Raw genomic sequence first — 18,345 nt, 5'->3', positions numbered from 1 at the left:
CTCCTGTCGCATCAGTTAACGTCATTGTACAATATTGGGCCAATTAGGTGCTGTTCGCACCGATCGGCGTCGTAGCCTCGTCGGCGGCGTCGCGCGCCTCCCGTTTCGCACCCCGGTCACCATCGGCACCCACCCCCACCAGGTCCCTTGCGGGGCGGTCACGGGGCTCGGTCGTCGGTGACCACGCCGGTGGTGCCGACACCGGCCGCCCGTCGCCGGGTCGTGCCCGGCGGACCAGCCCGGTGAGCAACGAGCCGATTCCGGCCACCCGGCGACGCAGACCACCGAAGTCGTCGTCGAAGCCCAGGTACATGACCAGGAGCGCCGCCATCGCGATCCAGAAGGTGACGAGCCCGAAGACGATCGCAATCATTCCGTGGAACGCGAGACCGAGCACCAGCAGAACCCGCCGACTCCGGCGACCGGCGAAGATGGCCGCCGCCAGCGCGAGTTCGGTAGCCAGCCCACCCCAGGTGATCAGGGCGGTGCCGACGGGTGTGGAGGTGAGGGCGAAGGCGATGTCGTCGCGTATGTCGCCAGGGACGAAGAGCGGATCCCGGAACCAGTAGTAGATCGCGGTGCCGTCCTGCCATTCCGTCACCCGGAACTTCGAGACGGCCGCGTCCAGGTAGATCACGCACGCCTGAAGTCGGACGAGCACGACCACCGAGAGACCGAGCAGCGTGCGGAAGTCAAGCACCGGGTCGGCGAGCAGCCGGGCCCTGCGGTCCGGGTCCACCTGCCAGACCCAGCGCCGGCCGTCGGCGAGGGCGAGCGGGAGCAGCAGCAACGCCAGGTTGCTGGCGACCTGGTCACCACCCTCGGGCAGAGAGATGGAGAAGGAGGCGCTCCACGTCACCCAGACGTGCGGCAGGGCGAGCAGCCGTGGCCGCCAACCGGAGAGCACCACGACCAGGACCGCGATGCCGACGTAGCGCCAGATTTCGGGTGAGCCCTGGCAGAGCATGCTCACGGTGCCGAGCGGTTCCACACATACCGGCGGCTGCTCGGCGTCGACACGCGGGTGGAACAGGATCGACGGGCCGTTGAACGACAGCGTGAGCAGGGTGCCGAGGGCGGTGAGCGTCCGCATCAACACGTACGCCCAGCCCCACGGGTCGACCCAGAGGAAGTCCGCCCTGACCTGCCGTTGCCGCAGCCTCACCGCTCGCCCTCGCATTCACTTCGCAGGGTCACGACCTTCACCTTGGCGTTGCCGGCGGGGAACTCGCGCCACTCGAAGGAGGTCGGCTTGTACATGACCAGACCCACGGTTCCGCAGTAGATCGGGTTGGGCGACGGATTCCGTACGGTGGCGACCGGGTTGGCGGCGGCTGCCTCCAGGCAGGCCAGCGCCTCCCTGCTGCGGCACTCGGTCAACTTGGTCACGTTCTGGTCCAGCGCCTTGGTCATGAAGGCCAGTTCGAGACCGTGGGTACGGGTCTTGCGACTGATCCCGAAGGCGCTGCCGATCCCGTTGTTGTGGCCGTGGTCGATGGTCCGCCACCTGCCCGAAGCCTCCCGGGCGTAACCCTGCACCTGTTCCGAGCGCGGGTCCTTGGTGAAGAAGGACCACCCCTGCGGGAACCCCTGGAGGAAGCTGTGCGAGATGCCGTTCGGCACCTCGCGCCCGACGGTGGACTCGGAGAGCCGACTCAACCCCGCCATCGCCACGACCGCCAGACACACGGTCAGCCAGAGCACGGTCAGCGCGGCGTCCCGTCCGGACCGGATGCTGAGACCGGGGAGGGGGCGGAGCTGATCCAGCTCCGCCCGCCCCGTGTCCTGTTCGTGAGAACTCACAGGAATCACTGACTTCCTTGATCAGCGTGCGTCAGTCGGCCAGTCGGACGGTCAGGTCACGGATGAACGCCTCGCCACCCGGGCTGTTGCCGTCCGGCCGAGCGATGCCCCAGAATCCGTTGACCCAGGTCCCCGCGTTGACGATCGCCACCACGTTTACGGCGGCGACGTAGTTGAGAACGGCACCACCCGTGGACACGGCCACCGCGACCACGGCACAGGCCACCGCACCGACGGTGCAGTTCGCGCCCATGCCGCTCTCGGTCTGCTTGGTGCTGGCGGTCGGGTACAGCTTCTTGATGGCCGTCTCGATTCGCGACTGGCCGCCGTCGAGCGCCTCGGTGACCAGGTACGGGTCACCGGAACGCATCTGCCGGCCGAACTCGGCCAGGTATCCCGGCTCGGCTCGGAAGATCTCCTGGACCAGTTCGTTCCACGCCTTGCCCTGCGGCTCGACCGCGGCCTCGGCCGCGGCGATGCGCGGGATCCGCAGTTGCTCGTCCCCCGCGCCGCTGTAGATCGCCCGGAAGATCCGCTCGCCCTCGGCGGATGCGGCCTGTTCCCGATCGACACCGACAGTGAACGTGGAACTGCCAGTCGGGGTGCTCTCCGCCGCGTAGGCGGGGAGGGAACCGAGCACCATGGCGGACGCCAGGAGCGCGGTGACTACCGTCTTACGCTTGTTTCGCAACTACCCTTCCTCTCTTCGGGCGCCTGTGCACGACGGGCACCGGGCGGAACGGGCCGGGGACGAGCGGCAGTAGCTGCCGCTCGAGCGAGTGGGTCGCACTGGTCCCCGTCTCGGTTCGCCCCGCGCTGATCGTCGGCGTTGGCGGTGATCCGGTGTGCACAGAACGTTAGGGATGTGCGTGGCGGCTGTCGTCGTACCGGAGTTGTCACCTGCCGTACTCCTTTCGAGTACGGCACTACGCCGACTGGCCGTACTCGGCGGTGGCGTGCAGGGACAACCCGGCGGCGTACGCCCGCAGGACGAGCTGCACCCGGTCGCGCGCGTCGAGTTTGACCCGGATCCGGCTGACGTGGGTCTTCGCGGTGAGGTCACTGATGTGCAGCCGGCGGGCGATCTCGATGTTGTTGAAGCCCTGGGCGACGAGGGCGAGCACCTCGCGTTCGCGCAGACTCAGCAGGCCCAGCCCGATCTCGCCGGCCAGCCCCGGACACGGCTCGCCGTCGCCCCGCCGGACGTGGCGCAGTACGCCGCCGACGTGGTCCGGGCTCAGGACCATGCTTCCGGAGGCCACCACCCGTATCGCGTCGAGCAGCCCCTCGGCCGAGGTCTCCTTGCTCAGCACCGAACGGGCGCCGGCCCGGAGCAGACGGACCGACTGTTCCGGGCTGCTGAGCGCGGTGAAGACCAGCACACCGATTCCGCCCAGGGCCGGGTCACTCGTCAGTCGGGCCGTGCTGTCGACGCAGTGGCCAGGATCCGAGTCGAAGTCGAGCAGAATGACGTCGGGGCGTATCCGCCGGGCGACCATCGTGACGGCGGCCCCGTCGGCCGCCTCCGCGACTGCCTCCATTCCCGGTGTGGAATTCAGCAGCAGCCCTATCGCGGTACGGACCGGCGGGTGTTCACTGGCGACAAGAATCTTTATCTTCCCGTGCGCGCTCATGCAGTTATCCCCGTTGGTTTGTTCGCAAGGAGCATCGACGTACCGTGCGCTGCGACCCGCTACACAAATCGCCCGGCCAGAGTTTGCCGACGTGCCAAGAATGCGAACTCTGCTGGACCAGCGACGGGAAGGATGCCACGGCACACCCCCGTCGAACTATTACGCCAACGACCTGACCCCCCAGGTACTCGAACCGCGTGACACAACGGCGAGCAGTGACGTCGACGTATGCCTTATCCCGTGTTGGAGGAGAGACCATCATGTCCGAACGGCCATGGTCAACTGGCTGTCCTGATTAGGACATCGCCGTAACGTCGGAGCAACATATCCGACATGTTCTGCCATTAAGCCTATTCAGGGATACCCGAGTTTTCCCTTATCGCGTCAATCGCCATTCGGGCGACTTGGTCGCCGGGGCGTTCCGCAGTGGCCGCAATCGCCTGGTGTGTGGCGACGATGAGCAGCGGAGGTCGGTCCCCGGAGGCGACAGTAGACCCTTTGGCGACCGCCGGCAGTCGTCTTGGCGACGCTTTGAAAGCTGCTATTCTGTTGTCCCATGATCGAAGTCGAGAAGGGGTGCGGATCCACCTCACCGATCCGCTATCTGCACGACTTCGCGTCGGTATTTCGGCAGGCTCGCCAGCGCGGCGGTGAGACGGTCGACCTGAAGCGCTACCAGCACGAAGCGCGTTCTCTTCTGCGGGAATGCCGCAACGAGGCCGGCATCGTCGCCGAGCCCGCCTCGCCGGAATTGTTGATGCCGCTCAACCTGCTCCTCAGCCAGGCCGCCGAGATCCGTGTGGTCGGCACGGCCAACAGCCACCTGTCGGCCCCCCGTCGCCCCGGGCTCGACATCCGAGGAGTGCCCTCCACCCCGCTGTCCCTACTGCTGGTCGACCGCCGCGTCGCCCTGCTGTCGATCAGCACCGGCTGCCCGGGCCGATACGCGGTGCTGCTACAGGAACGCGCCCAGGTCTCCACCATCGCCGAGGTCTTCGAAGCGCTGTGGCGTGAGGCGACGGTCCGCAAGCTACCCGTCCAGCAACTCGACCCACGGCAGGCGACCGTGTTGACCTGCCTGGCCGCCGGGCTGACCGACGCCGCCATCGCCCTGCGTCTCGATCTCACCGAACGCACCATCAGGCGCGAGGTGAACACCCTCATGCAGACGGCCGGAGCGGTCAGCCGCTTCCAGCTCGCCCTGCTGGCCCAGGAGCGGGGGTGGCTCGCGCCACTGCGGTGAGCGGCCCCGGTGGCCGTAACAGCAGAACGCCCTGACCGGGTCAGCCCGGTCAGGGCGTTCTCAAGGGTGGAGCCGAGGGGACTCGAACCCCTGACCCCCACACTGCCAGTGTGGTGCGCTACCAGCTGCGCCACGGCCCCTTGCTGTCGTCCCGGTCGCCCGGGCACTGGGAAACTATACACAGACCGGCCCGCATGGTCATCTCGCGGGGTCCCCCCGCCGAGCCGGGTCAGTTGAGCGCCACGTCCGGTGGGAAGTGAGCGACGGCGGCCATCATCCCGCCCTGCCGGCGCAGCACCATCGGCCACAGGTCGTCGGGCCGGTCGACGAAGGCGTCCCCGGGCAGCCCGTCCAGCACGAACCAGGACCCGTCGGCGACTTCCTGCTCCAACTGACCGCTGCCCCAGCCGGAGTAGCCGGCGAACACCCGGATGCCACCGATGCTCTCGCGCAGCCGCTCCGGGTCGACCGAGAGGTCGATCGTGCCGACCGCCCCGGAGACCTGGTGGAAACCCTTCACCCGGCGCATCGGGTGCCGCATCCGGGCGAGGCAGATGGCCGAGTCGGGCTGCACCGGGCCACCCTCGAAGAGCACCGCCGGGTGGCGGGCCAGGTCGCTCCAGTCACCGAGCACCTCGGCCACCGGCACCTCGGTGGCCCGGTTCAGCACCACGCCGAGCGCGCCGCCCGGCTCGTGGGCGACCAGCAGCACCACCGTACGGTCGAAGTTCGGGTCCTTGAGCGCCGGAGTCGCGACCAGCAGCCGCCCGGTCATCGACTCCATCGCTCGTCCGCCGATCGCCTGGCCCTCTCCCTGCATGCCACACCCCCGTCAACCGTGAGCCCGCACCGAGGGCCGGCCATCGACCGGATCCGCCCGCCGCGTGGGGTTCGGCCGCGCTGTCAACGCCATGCCTGGCACCATAGCCTGCGTGCTGGGCGCTGGCTAAGGTCTGACCGGCGGGTGATCGGACAGTTAAGACGAAGGGCTGATGCACCCCACGACCGACCACCAGGTGATCGACGCATCGGGACCACCAGCGGCCGAGAAACGCCCGAAAGGTCCGTCACATCCCGATAGATTCGGCTGATCGGGAGGGTGATCGCGGTTACCCCTGCCCGCGACACGGAGGCGGGTGGCGATGGCAACTGTCCGGGACGCGACGTACGACATGCTCCGCACCCTCGGTATGACCACTGTCTTCGGCAACCCCGGTTCCACCGAAGAGCCGTTCCTCCAGGACTTCCCCGCCGACTTCCACTACGTCCACGCGCTGCACGAGGCGACTGCCGTCGCGATGGCCGACGGCTACGCCCAGGCCAGCGGGGTGCCCGCCCACGTCAACCTGCACACCGCCCCGGGCACCGGCAACGGCATGGGCAATCTGGTCACCGCCTGGCACAACAAGACACCACTGATCGTCACCGCCGGCCAGCAGACACGGGAGATGCTGCTCCTCGAACCCCGGCTGGCCAGCCGCCGAGCCACCGAGCTACCGCAGCCGTACGTGAAGTGGGCCTACGAGCCGGCCCGGGCGCAGGACATCCCTGCGGCGATGCTGCGGGCGTACGCGACGGCCGTGCAGCCACCGGCCGGGCCGGTCTACCTCTCCCTGCCGATGGACGACTGGGGCCAGCCAGCCGATGCCCTGCCCACCGCGCGTACGGTGGCGACCCGGTTCGCCCCGGACCCCGAACGGTTGACGGAGTTCGTCCGGGTGCTGGCCGGCAGCCGCAACCCGGTGCTCGTGTACGGGCCGGGCGTGGACCGCTCGGCAAGCTGGGCGAGCGCGGTCGCGCTTGCCGAGCGGCTCGCCGCGCCGGTCTGGTCGGCCCCCGCCCCCGAACGGGCCGTGTTCCCCGAGAACCACCCGCACTTCCGCGGCGTGCTGCCGTACGCGATCGGACCGCTCGCCGAGGCGCTGAACGGACACGACACGGTCCTTGTCGTCGGTGCCCCGGTGTTCCGCTACTACCCGTACGTGCCCGGTGGGCACCTGCCGGACGGCGCCCGGCTGCTGCACGTCACCGACGACCCGGACGAGGCCGCGCGCGCCCCGGTCGGCGACAGCCTGCTCAGTGACCCGGGGCTCGCGCTTGCCGCGCTCCTCGACCAGGTGCCACCGAGCGACCGGCCGCCGCCCACCCGACGCGACGAACTGCCAGCGCCGGAGGTCGGCACCCCGCTGAGCGCCGACGCCCTGTTCGCCGCCCTGGCCGCCCACTGGCCCGCCGACGGCGTGCTGGTCCAGGAGTCACCGTCCAATCTGTCCGCGCTGCGTCGTCAGTTGCGGATCACCCGCCCCGCCTCGTACTTCACGATGGCCAGCGGCGGCCTCGGCTACGGCCTGCCGGCGGCGGTCGGCGTCGCCCTGGCCGAGCGGGACTCCGGGCGGGGTCGCCCGGTGGTGGCCGTGATCGGCGACGGCTCCCTGCACTACTCGGTGCAGGCGCTCTGGACGGCCGCGCGCCTGGCACTGCCGGTGGTGGTGGTCGTCCCGGTCAACCAGCAGTACGCGATCCTCAAGGCGTTCGCCGAGCTGAAGCACACTCCCGGGGTGCCCGGCCTGGACCTGCCGGGGTTGGACGTCGTCGCGATCGCGGCCGGCTACGGCTGCGCCACCGAGGTGGTCCAGACCCCGGACCAGCTCGGCGCGGCGCTCGCCGCCGGGCTGCGTGCCGACCGGCCCACCGTGCTGCCGGCGCCGATCAGCACCGACGTGCCGAGCATCCTCTGAAACCGGGTCACCGCGCCGCGATCGTCAGCGGGGCCCCGGTGGAGACGTCGAGCACCGGCCGGGCACCCAGCGGTGTCGCCAGGGTGGCGGTCACCGGCTCCACCTTCAGCAGGTCGATGCATTCACCGCTGGCCCGGGTGACGTGCCCGCCGACGACCACGACGTCCGGTCGTTCCCACACCAGGGGCGTGATCCCGGTGTCGCACGCGCCGACGCCGAGCCGCACGGTCAACCGGGCTCCGTCGACGGCAGCCAGGTTCTGGGCCGCCACCAGACCGTCCGGCAGCGGCCCGGCGGGGGCGGTGGGCTCGGGGACGGGGGTGACCGCCGTCGGCGCCACGGCGAGCCGGACCACCGGGGTGGCCAACTCCTTGATGCTGAACAGCCAGGCCGGAACCTGCGCCACACCGCGGCTCGTGCGCACCGGCACGGCACCGAACGTGACAGCGGTGACGGTGAGCGGGAGACAGGCGGTCTGCGTGCTGCTCGTGGCCCACCCGTCGGGGCCCGGTTCGACGGTGGGGCCGCCGGGAGCGGGTCGGCCCGGCCGCTTCGGCCGCCCGGGGCAGGGCAGCGGGTCGCCCTGGTCGAGCTGCCGGTACGCCTCGGCGGCGCTGACCAAGGGCAGCGTCAGCCGTCCGTCCGGGAACTGGATCTCGCCGCCGACCCGGGTGGGGTACATCGGGACCCGCGCGCGGTACCACCCGGCCCGGAAGGCCGCCTCGGTCTCGGGAGTGAAGCCCGGGTCACCGGTGAGCAGGGTCGGCCCCTCCAGCGGCACGTAACCCGTGCGCCAGGCGGGGCCGGGCCGCCACGCCCCGGCGACCTGAGCGGCCCGCTCGTCGAACGCCTCCGCGCCGTCCGCCCGGCCCGGCGTGCCACCGGCCGGGCCGGCACCGGTCGCGGCACAACCCGCAAGCAGCAACAACGGGAGTACGAGCAGCAGGGCCGGTCGACGCATGCCCGGTTCGACGCGTCCGCGGGCCCGCCGGTTCCCGACCTGGGCTCAGGTCTCGCCGCCCAGATCCGTCTGGTACGCCTCCCAGAGCAGGTCGGCACCGCGTCGGCGGTGCCGGGCCAGTCTCCGTAGCAGGTGCCCGGCCCGGTGCCGCAGCTCGTCGGGGTGCGCCCCGGCCCGCTCGGCGATCTGCTGGACCGCCAGGATCGCGGCAACGATCACGGCGTGCTCCCGGGTCAGCAGCCGCACACCGTGGTCCAGTCGCGGCGACTGGGTGAGCAACTCCCGGTACAGACCGGTGGGGCCTTCGGTGACCCGGACGTGTTCGGCGAAGCCCTGACGCACCGGCCGCAGCCGAAGGAGAACGTCCTCGCGCCAGCGCGGCTGCGTGCTGGGGACGGCGACAGCCCGGCCGAGGGCGTGCACGTCACCGGCGAGGCCGGCCGGACGCGGCTCACCGGGTAGTCCGATGGGTGGTGGATCGGCGGGGCGACCCGCCGGGTGCGCGACACGTGGTCGGGCGACGAGTGACGGCTGCTGGACCGGACCGGTGACCATGGCACCTCCCGCGCGGCGCGCTGCTACCCCATACCGCGATGGTGCGGCTGCCCGGCCCGCCCTGTCCAGGGCCCTGGGTCGTCTCTTCTGCCCCACTGGCCCCACTGGCCCCACCGGCCGCACTGGTGCGCCTCAGCCGGTCGACTGGCGCTCCGCCAGGTGGTGCAGGTGGTCGGCCACCGCGTGCGCCTCGCCGGCCCACTCGTCAACCGGCCGACGTGCCGTGATCGCGTCGGCAAGCGCCCGCAACTCGGACGGCGGCAGCACCGGCAGACCCATGCCACGCAGGGCGATGGTGACCCCGCGCGTACTCCCCCGGTCGGTGGCGAGAACGGACCGCACCTGCCGCCCGCCGGCCGGGCCGTCGTCGTCGTCCGCCCCGCGATACGACACCGCGCCGGACTCGATCCGGGCGGTGGCGAGGTCGGCGGTGCGGGTGCGCAGCGCGCCGCGTACCCGTACCCGGCTGCCGTCCAGCCAGGCGGCCGTGCGGAGCACCCGCAGCACCAGATAGAGGCCGAGCAGGACGAAGGGCAGGCCACAGAGGCCGATGAGCGGGCTCGGACCGGACTGGTGCGGGTCAGCGGAGTCGCGCAACGCGGGCGGCAGCAACCCCGGCGGCAGGTCGCGGGCCTCCTCATAGGAGGCAAGAGGGTCACCCGGGCCGGTCAGCCGGCGCAGCAACCCGTCGGCGACGAGGGGCAGCACCACGAACGCCGCGCCGACCGCCGCGAGAAGGACGCCGATCACCACCGCCACGACGCGCTGAGCGGGCGACGCGCCGACCGACAGGCGCAACTCCTGGTTTGTCACAGAGGGCAGCGTAAGACCCGCTCCACACGACGAAAGCGCCCCGGCTGGTGGGCCGGGGCGCTTCGTTCGAGGTGGTGGAGGTGCCGGGAATCGAACCCGGGTCCTTCGCCGGTTTGTCAGGGCTTCTCCGAGCGCAGCTCGCTGTGCCTCTACTCGGCCCCACCGCTCACGCGAGCAAGTTGGTGTGACGGGCCCAGTCGCTGATTGATCTCGCCGCACGGACCCCGCGACCGGGTCCGATTGGCCAGCCTCCTAGCTGATGCCGGCTACTGGGACGAAGGCGTTCCCAGGCCGACAGACTTAGCTACTCGCCTCAGGCGGCGAGAGCGAAGTCAGCGCGATTTTGCTTGGCGCTTATAAGTTTCCGACGACCGATTCTCGAGACGACGTCGGCTTCCTCGGCTCGCTTCCCCTGTCGCTGCGTACGAAGTCGAAACCAGTCACCCCCTCGACAGGCCACCGATGTGGCGGCACTGACAAGACTAACGCCTGCCGCAACAGCTTTCATCCCGAGCCCCGGGCCGGCGCGCCGACCCGGACAAACAGGATGAACTAGTCGTCCATGCCCTTGCCGCGTCGACCGGACACCCGGGCGATCTCCCGGTCCGCGTCACGCTTGGCGAGGTCCTGACGCTTGTCGTACGACTTCTTGCCCTTGGCCAGGGCGATCTCGACCTTGGCCCAGCCGTCCGAGAAGTAGACCTGCAACGGGACGATGGTGAAACCACCCTCGCGGGTCTTGCCGACCAGCTTGTCGATCTCGGCCCGGTTGAGCAGCAGCTTCCGGGTACGCCGGGGCTCATGGTTGGTCCAGGTGCCCTGGGTGTACTCCGGGATGTGCATCGCGTGCAGATACAACTCGCCGTCACGCTCCTGTGCGAACGCGTCGACCAGCGACGCCCGCCCGGCCCGCAGCGACTTGACCTCGGTGCCGGTCAGCGCCATGCCCGCCTCGTACGTGTCGAGGACGGCGTAGTCGTGGCGCGCCTTCTTGTTGGAGGCGACCACCTTGCGCCCCTTTTCCCGTGGCATCGGCGCCACCCCCTCTCCTGGTGTCCGCGGCCGGGCTCACCCCGGCCGGACAACCGATCATGCTACCGGAAGCACAAGGACCCTCCCGCGCCGTTTATTTCCGGCAGCGGGAGGGTCCTCGGGCGATGACGGGACGACCCGTACGGTGCCTAGACCCGCAGGTAGAAGCGCAGGGTGATCCAGGCGGTGCCCGCGCTGACCAGACCACCGACGCCGGCCATCAGCGGGAAGATGAACAGGATGTCGCCCCAGGTGATCGGCGAGAGCAGACCCTGCAACGCGCTCAACGAGCCGTCGAAGAGCAGATACTTCGCCGCGACCAGGGCCAGCAGACCGAGCAGTGAACCGATCAGGCCGGCCACCACCGCCTCCAGCACGAACGGTGCCTGGATGAACCAGTTGGACGCGCCGACCAGCTTCATGACCGCCACCTCACGCCGCTTGCTGTACGCGGCCACCTGAATGGTGTTCGCGACGAGCAGCAGGGCCGCGATCGCCATCACGATGGCGGCAGCCAGAGCGATGTTCTGGATCGAGGTGAGGATGTTGAAGATCTTGTCGAGCAGTCGACTCTGGTCGATGATCTCCTCGACACCGGCGGTGTCCTTGTACTGGTCGTAGACGTTCTTGTACTGCTCCGGGTTGTTCAGCTTCAGCCGGAACGCCTCGGGCAACTGGTCCGGCTTGACCGCGTTCACCAGGTCCGGCGCGTCCTGGTACATCTCCTTGAAGCGCTTGTACGCCTCGTCCTTGTTGACGTAGAGGACGTCCTTGACCAGGGGGTCGCTGTCGAGCTTGGTCTGGAGTTCGGTGCGCTCCTGCTCGGTCACCTCCTGGGTCAAGAAGATCGAGACTTCGATGTTCTTGTAGTAGAGGTCCTTCATGTCGTCGACCTGGCGGTACATCAGACCGCTGGCGCCGAGCATGGTCAGCGAGACCGCCATCGTGATGATCATCGCGATGGACATGGTCACGTTGCGCCACAGTCCGACCAGTACCTCGGACAGGACGTATTTCACGCGCATCGGGATTTCCTCCGGGTCTCCGGCATGAGGTGTTCGTCGTCAGGCTGCGCAGGGGTGGAGCGCCGGCTCACCCGTAGACGCCGCGGGCCTGGTCACGCACGATGCGGCCGCTCTCGATCTCAACGACGCGGCGGCGCATCTGGTTCACGATGTTGGAGTCGTGGGTGACCATCACGACGGTCGTGCCGGTGCGATTGATCCGGTCCAGCAGACGCATGATCTCGATTGAGGTGTCCGGGTCCAGGTTTCCGGTGGGCTCGTCCGCGAGCAGGATCAGCGGACGGTTCACGAACGCCCGGGCGACGGCGACCCGCTGCTGCTCACCACCGGAGAGCTCGTGCGGGTAGCGGTGCTCCTTGCCACCGAGCCCGACCAACTCAAGCACCTCCGGCACGACCCGGCGGGCAACCGCCTTCGTCTTGCCGATCACCTCGAGGGCGAACGCCACGTTCTCGTAGGCGGTGCGGTTGGGCAGCAGCCGGAAGTCCTGGAAGACACAGCCGATGGAACGCCGGAAGTGGGGTCGCTTCCAGGAACGCATCGACGTGACGTCCTTGCCGTTGACGACGACGCGCCCCTTGTTGGGGGCCACCTCGTGCAGCAGCATCTTGATGATCGTGGACTTGCCGGAGCCGGATGGACCGATGAAGAAGACGAACTCGCCCTTCTCGATCGAGACGGACACGTTGTCGAGCGAAGGCCGGGACGCCTTCGGGTACGTCTTCGTCACTTGCTCAAGCTGAATCACGGGTGGTGAGTCTACGCGGTGTAACAACTGAGCCAAGCCCCACGCCCCGCCGAACCGACACGAGTCGTCGAATCAGGCTCCTACCTGGAGATCGACGAAGCGCTCCGCCCGCGGGCCGTCACGCACCGTTGCTGGAAAGCTGCCGCTGCTTGCGCCACCGGATGCCCGCCTCGATGAAACCGTCCAACTCGCCGTCGAAGACCGCGCTCGGATTGCCGGTCTCCTGCTCAGTTCGGAGATCCTTCACCATCTGATACGGGTGCAGGACGTACGAGCGCATCTGGTCGCCCCACGAGCTCGTGCCGCCGCTCTTGAGGCCGGCCATCTTCTCTTCCTCCTCCTGGCGCTTGCGCTCCAGGAGCCGGGCCTGGAGCACCCGCAGCGCGGAGGCCTTGTTCTGCAACTGGGACTTCTCGTTCTGGCAGGTCACCACGATGCCGGTCGGGATGTGCGTCAGCCGCACCGCCGAGTCGGTGGTGTTGACGCTCTGCCCACCCGGGCCGGAGGACCGGTAGACATCGACCCGGACCTCGTTCTCCGGGATGTCGATGTGGTCGGTCTGCTCGGTGACCGGCAGAACCTCGACGCCCGCGAAGCTGGTCTGCCGACGACCCTGGTTGTCGAACGGGCTGATCCGGACCAACCGGTGCGTGCCCGACTCGACGCTGAGCGTGCCGTACGCGTACGGCACCTTGACCGCGAAGGTGGCCGACTTCAGGCCTGCCTCTTCGGCGTACGAGGTCTCGTAGACCTCGGTCGGGTAGCCGTGCCGCTCCGCCCAGCGCAGGTACATCCGCAGCAGCATCTCGGCGAAGTCCGCGGCGTCCACGCCACCGGCGCCGGCCCGGATGGCGACAAGCGCCTCCCGGGAGTCGTACTCGCCGGAGAGCAGGGTGCGGACCTCCATCTCCTGGATGGACTTGGTCAGCGTGGTGATCTCCGACTCGACCTCGGTCAGCACGCCCGGGTCGGCCTCGGCCTCGGCCAGCTCCAGCAGCACCTGGGCGTCGTCGAGGCCGGAACGCAGGCTGCCCAGCTTGCTGATCTCCCCGTTGACGTACGACAGCTGCGAGGTCACCTGCTGGGCCTTCGCCTGGTCGTCCCACAGGTCGGGGGCGGAGGCCTCCTGCTCAAGGCGGGCCTTGTCCTCGTGGAGCCGGTCGAGGTTGAGGACGGCCTCGATGTTTCGCAGGGTCGCGTCGAGGTCCTTGAGCTGTTCGGCGTAATCGGCAGCGGTCACGACAGACAAGGGTACTGTGCCGCGGGGAGTGCAGCTCGCTGCCTGTGCGTGAACCCGCTGATCGTCACCCGACGGGGGCGGATTTCAACCACGTCAGGGCAGCCCGGTGGTAGGCGACGGCGAACTCCAGCGCGCTCGCGTCGTAGGTCTCGCCGTCCCGTTTGGCGTTCTTCACCTGCTCCCGGACCTGGGCGAGGGCCTCGGTGTGGTATTCGTTCGCCGAGGCGTACAGGCCCTTGAGCTGGCTGGCGGAGTGCAGGTTGCCGAACGCCATCCGGAGCGCTATCGGGTTGCGGATGGTGTCCCGCCCCGGGTTCTCCGCGAGCCACCGGGAGAATGTCCGTTTTCCGCTGGCGGTCAGCGCGTAGGGCTGACTCATCCGCGGGCCCGGCTTGCCGAGCCGCACGTAACCCCGCTCAGCCAGCACCGGCAACTCGCGGTACACCTGACTGCGGGTCATCGACCAGTACGGCGCCAGACGGCGCTCAGCGGCGGCCATCAACTGACCGCCTGTCATCGGGCCCTCGTGGAGGAGGCCGAGTAGGGCCGCCGCCGTAGGGTTGACTCCGGAATCCGCCATGCCCACTACGCTGCCACTTTGCGCACGCGGCGTCCAGGATTTGCCGGTTTGCCACCCGACAGGACTTCCTAAGTGCACTGTCGGCGGCAGACTGTCCGTTGAGGACTATCGATGGATTGCGACATTCCGGGCTGCCGCCGGCGGCGCCGCACGCGCCGCCGGCGGGTCGTCGCAGGTCAGCCCATGTGGGGGTACGTGTGGTCGGTCGGCGGCACGAAGGTCTCCTTGATCGTCCGCGGGGAGACCCAGCGGACCAGGTTGAGCCAGGAGCCGGCCTTGTCGTTGGTGCCGCTGGCCCGGGCGCCACCGAACGGCTGCTGCCCGACCACCGCGCCGGTGGGCTTGTCGTTGATGTAGAAGTTGCCCGCCGCGTACCGCATCCGCTCGCCGACCGACTCGACGACCCGGCGGTCGGTGGCGAACACCGAGCCGGTAAGCGCGTACGGGGCGATCGACTCCGCCTGCGCGACCACGTCGTCGAAGCGGGAGTCGTCGAACACGTGCACACCCAGGATCGGCCCGAAGTACTCGGTGGTGAAGGTCTCGTGGGCGGCGTCGCCGCACTCGAAGAGCGTCGGGCGCACGAAATAGCCGACCGAGTCGTCGGCGGTGCCACCGGCAAGCACCCGGCAGGAGTCGTCGCCGGCGATCAGCTCCAGCGCGGCAGTGTGCCGGGCGAACGCCTTGTCGTCGATCACGGCCCCACCGAAGTTGCCGAAGTCCGCCACGTCACCGTAGGTCAGCGACTCGGCGGTGGCGGCCAGCCGGTCCCGCAGCCCGCCCTCCCAGATCGAGCGCGGCACGTACGCCCGCGAGGCGGCCGAGCACTTCTGGCCCTGGTACTCGTACGCGCCGCGGATCAGCGCGGTGTGCAGGGCGTCCACGTCGGCGCTCGTGTGCGCGACCACGAAGTCCTTGCCACCGGTCTCGCCGACCAGCCGCGGGTAGCCCCGGTAGCTGGCGATGTTGTCGCCCACGGTCCGCCACAACTGCTGGAAGACCTTCGTCGACCCGGTGAAGTGGATGCCGGCCAGATCGGGGTCGGCGAGCACCACGTCGGAGACCTCCTCGCCCCGGCCGGTGACCATGTTGATCACGCCGGACGGCAGGCCGGCGGCCTCGAACAGCCGCATGGTGAAGTGCGCGGCGAACTGCTGGGTCGGGCCCGGCTTCCAGACCACCGTGTTGCCCAGCAGAGCCGGCGCCGACGGCAGGTTGCCGGCGATGGCGGTGAAGTTGAACGGGGTGACCGCGTAGACGAAGCCCTCCAGCGGGCGGTGGTCGAAGCGGTTCCAGACGCCCGGCGAGGACGCCGGCTGCTCTTCGAGCAGGCGGCGAGCGAAGTGCACGTTGAACCGCAGGAAGTCGATGAACTCGCACGCCGCGTCGATCTCCGCCTGGATCGCGGTCTTCGACTGGCCGAGCATGGTGGCGGCGTTCAGGGTGTCCCGCCAGGGCCCGGCGAGCAGCTCGGCGGCGCGCAGGAAGATCGCGGCGCGCTCCTCGAAGGGCAGGGCCCGCCACATCGGCGCGGCGTCCTTGGCCGCCCTGGTCGCGGCGCGCGCGTCGTCGTGGGTGGCGTGCCCGGTCACCCCCAGCACGTGGGCGTGCTTGTGCGGCTGCACCACGTCGATCGGGTCACCGCCGGCCATCCGCTGCTCACCGCCGATGGTCATCGGCAGGTCGATGCGCTCGGCGGCGAGCTCGGTCAGCCGCCGCTGGAGCCGGTCCCGGTCGGGGCTGCCCGGCTCGTAGTTGCGAACCGGCTCGTTGCGCGGCTCGGGAACGGAGAACACGGCATCCATCAAGGCTCCTGGCGATCTCGACAGCAGTGGCGAAACCGGACCCGCGGGCACCGACCGGGTAGCCGGAAACCGGACGCCGCACGGGAGTGCCGGGCAACGGCGGGACCTCCCGAGATTGTCCCATGACGGGCCGCACGGCCCACCTCCGCCACCGCTTCACGCCAAGGACCGCCCCACCCCTCCTCCCCTTACCGACGGGTCTCGATCCGATAACCCGCCGCAGGTCGCGCCGCCCTATCGCCCCGGCACCCGCCGGGCACGTCGATCGCACGCTCGTCGAGCCCGAGCCGTCGCCGCCCCGCCCGGGCACCCCCGTGGCGGCGGCGGTCCGCCGAGCCCGCCGGAGGTTCCGCCGTCCCGGGGCGGCGGGCCGCCCGGCGGACCCGCGTACCCTGAATGGTCGGTGACCTGCCGCCTCGAAGGGGAGACGATGACCAAGCAGCCAGGCCGCGTCCCGGCCGCCGAGTCGGACGAGCCGGCGGTCGACGCGGCCAGCGCCAACGGTCGGCCGCTTCCCGCTCCCGGCGCCGCAGTGCTCGCGCTGCTGGCGCTCGGATGGCTGGCCGCCATGCTCTGGTCCACCCGGGAGGCCATCACCTCGGCGGCGGCCGGGGTCACCGCGCTCAGCCTCTCCGCGTTCGCGCTGCCCGGGGTGATCTCGGCCTCGCTGGTGGCCGGGGCGGCCGTCGCGCTGGCCGGCGGCAACCTGCTGGCCCGCCGGTACGGCGACTGGGCCACCCTGCGCTTCGCCGGGGCCATCGGCGGCGGAATGCTTGTCGGGCTCGCCGCCGCGCTGGCCATCAACCTCACCTACTTCGACACGTCCACCACCAACGTGATCGCCGGCACCACGGCGGCCGCGGCGATCATCGGGGGCGCGCTCGCCGGCGCGCGGACCGCCCCGGCGATCGGTGCGGTGGTCACCGCCGCGCTCGGCACGCTGATCTTCGTGGTCGCGTTCAGCCCCGCCCGGGACCCGCTGTTCGACCTCTTCGGTGCCGGCGACAGCCAGGAATCGCTTGTCAACGCGGCGAAGTGGGTGTCCCGCACCGAGTCGCTCGTCGCCGGGCTGCTGGCCGGTCTGCTGGCCTTCGGCTACCTGACCTGGGCGCGGCGTCGGGCCGTCCGCCGCGACCCCGAAGCCCCGACGCTGCGCTGGCCGGCGTACCTGCTCGCCGGCGCCGGCCCGGGGCTCCTCCTGCTGCTCGCCGAGGTGATCATCCGGATCGGCGGCCGGTCGCTGCTCGACCTTGCCAGCGCCCTCAGCGAGGCGGACGCGGTGGCGCAGACCTCGCTGGGCACCTCACGGGTGGACAACGGGATCTGGGTGCTCTTCGTGGGGGCGCTGACCGCGCTGATCGCGTTCGGACGCACCCTCAGCCCGGCCCACAGCGACGACGACGAAGCGGTCGACGCCCCGACCCCGGTCGCGGCCCAGGTCCACCCGGAGGACGACAAGCCGGGCTACGCCGAGGAGTACGACGAGGACCCGGCCGAAACGCACGACGGCGACACAGCCGACACCCGTGACGCGAACCCGGCGAAGGCCGACCCCGCCCGCTGACGCCCGACACACCTCCCGAACCGGCGTCTCGGCTCCGGTTGACGTGCACCGGCCGGTGGCCGGCTCCGGTTGGCGTTCCCGGGGTCCAGGGTCAGTCGGCTGCGGGTAGCAGCTGGTCCAGCTCCGTCACGTCGTACCACTCCAGCTCGTGGTCCTCGGCGCCGTCGACGGTGAACTGGGCGTCGGGATCCCCGGCGGCCGCCTCGGCCACCACGTCGACCGCCGCGCCGACCTCTTCGACGGCGTCCGTGCCGTCCACGTGAATGGCCGCGACGGCGCCCACCGGCACGGGGTCCGTCAACGTCACAGTGCTGGAACCCAGCTCACCGTCACCGCGCCCGACAGCCCCCGACGGCAGGTCGACCGAGACGACGACGCGGCGGCGGGGAGCGGTCGGGTCGGCCCGGAGCAGGTGCAGGGCGTCCTGGGCAGCCCGGGTGAACGCCACGTACTCCAACTCCTCCTCGTCGCCCTCGGCGTACCACTCGCGCAGCGCCGGAGTCACGGCGTGCGCCTGGTCGGCGGAGAGCCCTTCCGCACGCAGCCTGGCCAGCATCGGTACGGTCGCCGGCACGTACACCCGGACAAGCTCGTCGGTCACCGG

18 protein-coding genes, 1 tRNA gene and 1 other RNA gene are annotated in these 18,345 nt (G+C 70.1%); 3 read left to right on the top strand and 17 right to left on the bottom strand.

Features of this window, described 5'->3' with window-relative positions; genetic code table 11:
- Positions 1–43: 43 nt before the first annotated feature.
- From AB0C15_RS18560 to AB0C15_RS18545, 4 genes are all read right to left on the bottom strand, one after another.
- Positions 44–1,165, bottom strand: coding sequence for a sporulation-delaying protein SdpB family protein (locus AB0C15_RS18560; RefSeq protein ID WP_357353427.1), 1,122 nt, complete (start codon positions 1,163–1,165; stop codon positions 44–46).
- Positions 1,162–1,803, bottom strand: coding sequence for an SdpA family antimicrobial peptide system protein (locus AB0C15_RS18555; RefSeq protein ID WP_357353425.1), 642 nt, complete (start codon positions 1,801–1,803; stop codon positions 1,162–1,164). The genes AB0C15_RS18560 and AB0C15_RS18555 overlap by 4 nt, the downstream gene beginning before the upstream one ends.
- Positions 1,804–1,834: 31 nt before the next feature.
- Positions 1,835–2,494, bottom strand: a complete 660-nt coding sequence (locus AB0C15_RS18550; RefSeq protein ID WP_357353423.1) for a hypothetical protein — start codon at positions 2,492–2,494, stop codon at positions 1,835–1,837.
- Between the two features lie 235 nt (positions 2,495–2,729).
- Positions 2,730–3,437, bottom strand: a complete 708-nt coding sequence (locus AB0C15_RS18545) for a response regulator transcription factor (protein WP_357353421.1) — start codon at positions 3,435–3,437, stop codon at positions 2,730–2,732.
- Positions 3,438–3,993: 556 nt separating this feature from the next.
- Between AB0C15_RS18545 and AB0C15_RS18540 the strand changes: the two genes are divergently transcribed.
- Entirely contained in the window at positions 3,994–4,680 is a 687-nt protein-coding gene (locus tag AB0C15_RS18540) for a helix-turn-helix transcriptional regulator (RefSeq protein WP_357353419.1), read from the top strand.
- Positions 4,681–4,747: 67 nt separating this feature from the next.
- Here the strand turns inward: AB0C15_RS18540 and AB0C15_RS18535 are convergent.
- Together AB0C15_RS18535 and AB0C15_RS18530 are read right to left on the bottom strand one after the other, a co-directional pair.
- A tRNA-Ala gene (locus tag AB0C15_RS18535) sits at positions 4,748–4,820 on the bottom strand.
- A gap of 89 nt (positions 4,821–4,909) precedes the next feature.
- The gene (locus AB0C15_RS18530; protein WP_091393947.1) at positions 4,910–5,500 is read right to left on the bottom strand and encodes a YqgE/AlgH family protein; all 591 of its coding nucleotides are present in this window, start codon (positions 5,498–5,500) and stop codon (positions 4,910–4,912) included.
- A 322-nt stretch (positions 5,501–5,822) separates the two neighbouring features.
- Here AB0C15_RS18530 and mdlC point away from each other — a divergent pair, with 322 nt between their 5' ends.
- Positions 5,823–7,418: a benzoylformate decarboxylase gene (gene mdlC / locus AB0C15_RS18525; protein WP_357353417.1), complete on the top strand. Its 1,596-nt coding sequence runs from the start codon at positions 5,823–5,825 to the stop codon at positions 7,416–7,418.
- A 7-nt stretch (positions 7,419–7,425) separates the two neighbouring features.
- On the opposite strand, the gene AB0C15_RS18520 is transcribed toward mdlC, so the two are convergent.
- The 10 genes from AB0C15_RS18520 to pruA all read right to left on the bottom strand — a co-directional run bounded on the left by AB0C15_RS18520 (position 7,426) and on the right by pruA (position 16,177).
- A complete protein-coding gene (locus tag AB0C15_RS18520; RefSeq protein ID WP_357353415.1) occupies positions 7,426–8,379 on the bottom strand; it encodes a hypothetical protein in 954 nt (317 codons plus the stop codon).
- A 45-nt stretch (positions 8,380–8,424) separates the two neighbouring features.
- On the bottom strand, positions 8,425–8,934 hold the full coding sequence (locus AB0C15_RS18515; RefSeq protein ID WP_357353413.1) for a hypothetical protein: 510 nt from the start codon (positions 8,932–8,934) through the stop codon (positions 8,425–8,427).
- A 132-nt stretch (positions 8,935–9,066) separates the two neighbouring features.
- Positions 9,067–9,747, bottom strand: coding sequence for a hypothetical protein (locus AB0C15_RS18510; RefSeq protein WP_357353411.1), 681 nt, complete (start codon positions 9,745–9,747; stop codon positions 9,067–9,069).
- A gap of 72 nt (positions 9,748–9,819) precedes the next feature.
- Positions 9,820–10,195, bottom strand: a transfer-messenger RNA (tmRNA) gene (gene ssrA / locus AB0C15_RS18505).
- A 104-nt stretch (positions 10,196–10,299) separates the two neighbouring features.
- Positions 10,300–10,779 (bottom strand): SsrA-binding protein SmpB, encoded by a 480-nt coding sequence (smpB, locus tag AB0C15_RS18500; RefSeq protein WP_357353409.1) that lies wholly within the window; start codon positions 10,777–10,779, stop codon positions 10,300–10,302.
- Positions 10,780–10,928: 149 nt separating this feature from the next.
- Entirely contained in the window at positions 10,929–11,804 is an 876-nt protein-coding gene (ftsX, locus tag AB0C15_RS18495; RefSeq protein WP_357353407.1) for a permease-like cell division protein FtsX, read from the bottom strand.
- Between the two features lie 67 nt (positions 11,805–11,871).
- Complete coding sequence (gene ftsE, locus AB0C15_RS18490; RefSeq protein ID WP_030331491.1) at positions 11,872–12,552, bottom strand: cell division ATP-binding protein FtsE; 681 nt, start codon at positions 12,550–12,552, stop codon at positions 11,872–11,874.
- 118 nt (positions 12,553–12,670) lie between these two features.
- On the bottom strand, positions 12,671–13,792 hold the full coding sequence (prfB, locus tag AB0C15_RS18485; protein ID WP_357353405.1) for a peptide chain release factor 2: 1,122 nt from the start codon (positions 13,790–13,792) through the stop codon (positions 12,671–12,673).
- 64 nt (positions 13,793–13,856) lie between these two features.
- Positions 13,857–14,372 (bottom strand): PadR family transcriptional regulator, encoded by a 516-nt coding sequence (locus AB0C15_RS18480; RefSeq protein WP_357353403.1) that lies wholly within the window; start codon positions 14,370–14,372, stop codon positions 13,857–13,859.
- Between the two features lie 176 nt (positions 14,373–14,548).
- Positions 14,549–16,177 carry an L-glutamate gamma-semialdehyde dehydrogenase gene (gene pruA / locus AB0C15_RS18475; RefSeq protein WP_357353401.1) on the bottom strand — a complete coding sequence of 543 codons (1,629 nt, stop codon included), beginning with the start codon at positions 16,175–16,177 and terminating at the stop codon, positions 14,549–14,551.
- Between the two features lie 430 nt (positions 16,178–16,607).
- Here pruA and AB0C15_RS18470 point away from each other — a divergent pair, with 430 nt between their 5' ends.
- Positions 16,608–17,741: a hypothetical protein gene (locus AB0C15_RS18470; protein WP_357353399.1), complete on the top strand. Its 1,134-nt coding sequence runs from the start codon at positions 16,608–16,610 to the stop codon at positions 17,739–17,741.
- Between the two features lie 91 nt (positions 17,742–17,832).
- Here AB0C15_RS18470 and AB0C15_RS18465 read toward each other — a convergent pair whose 3' ends face one another.
- On the bottom strand, positions 17,833–18,342 hold the full coding sequence (locus tag AB0C15_RS18465; protein WP_357353397.1) for a hypothetical protein: 510 nt from the start codon (positions 18,340–18,342) through the stop codon (positions 17,833–17,835).
- Positions 18,343–18,345 lie beyond the last annotated feature (3 nt).

The organism is Micromonospora sp. NPDC048835 (assembly GCF_040649995.1).
GTDB lineage: Bacteria > Actinomycetota > Actinomycetes > Mycobacteriales > Micromonosporaceae > Micromonospora.
This window is presented reverse-complemented; position numbering and strand designations above follow the sequence as displayed.

Coding starts and splice junctions, on each gene's coding strand:
- AB0C15_RS18545 (WP_357353421.1), bottom strand. CDS start 3,437: ATGAGCGCGCACGGGAAGATAAAGATTCTTGTCGCCAGTGAACACCCG.
- AB0C15_RS18540 (WP_357353419.1), top strand. CDS start 3,994: ATGATCGAAGTCGAGAAGGGGTGCGGATCCACCTCACCGATCCGCTAT.
- AB0C15_RS18530 (WP_091393947.1), bottom strand. CDS start 5,500: ATGCAGGGAGAGGGCCAGGCGATCGGCGGACGAGCGATGGAGTCGATG.
- mdlC (WP_357353417.1), top strand. CDS start 5,823: ATGGCAACTGTCCGGGACGCGACGTACGACATGCTCCGCACCCTCGGT.
- AB0C15_RS18520 (WP_357353415.1), bottom strand. CDS start 8,379: ATGCGTCGACCGGCCCTGCTGCTCGTACTCCCGTTGTTGCTGCTTGCG.
- AB0C15_RS18515 (WP_357353413.1), bottom strand. CDS start 8,934: ATGGTCACCGGTCCGGTCCAGCAGCCGTCACTCGTCGCCCGACCACGT.
- smpB (WP_357353409.1), bottom strand. CDS start 10,779: ATGCCACGGGAAAAGGGGCGCAAGGTGGTCGCCTCCAACAAGAAGGCG.
- ftsX (WP_357353407.1), bottom strand. CDS start 11,804: ATGCGCGTGAAATACGTCCTGTCCGAGGTACTGGTCGGACTGTGGCGC.
- AB0C15_RS18480 (WP_357353403.1), bottom strand. CDS start 14,372: ATGGCGGATTCCGGAGTCAACCCTACGGCGGCGGCCCTACTCGGCCTC.
- pruA (WP_357353401.1), bottom strand. CDS start 16,177: ATGGATGCCGTGTTCTCCGTTCCCGAGCCGCGCAACGAGCCGGTTCGC.
- AB0C15_RS18470 (WP_357353399.1), top strand. CDS start 16,608: ATGACCAAGCAGCCAGGCCGCGTCCCGGCCGCCGAGTCGGACGAGCCG.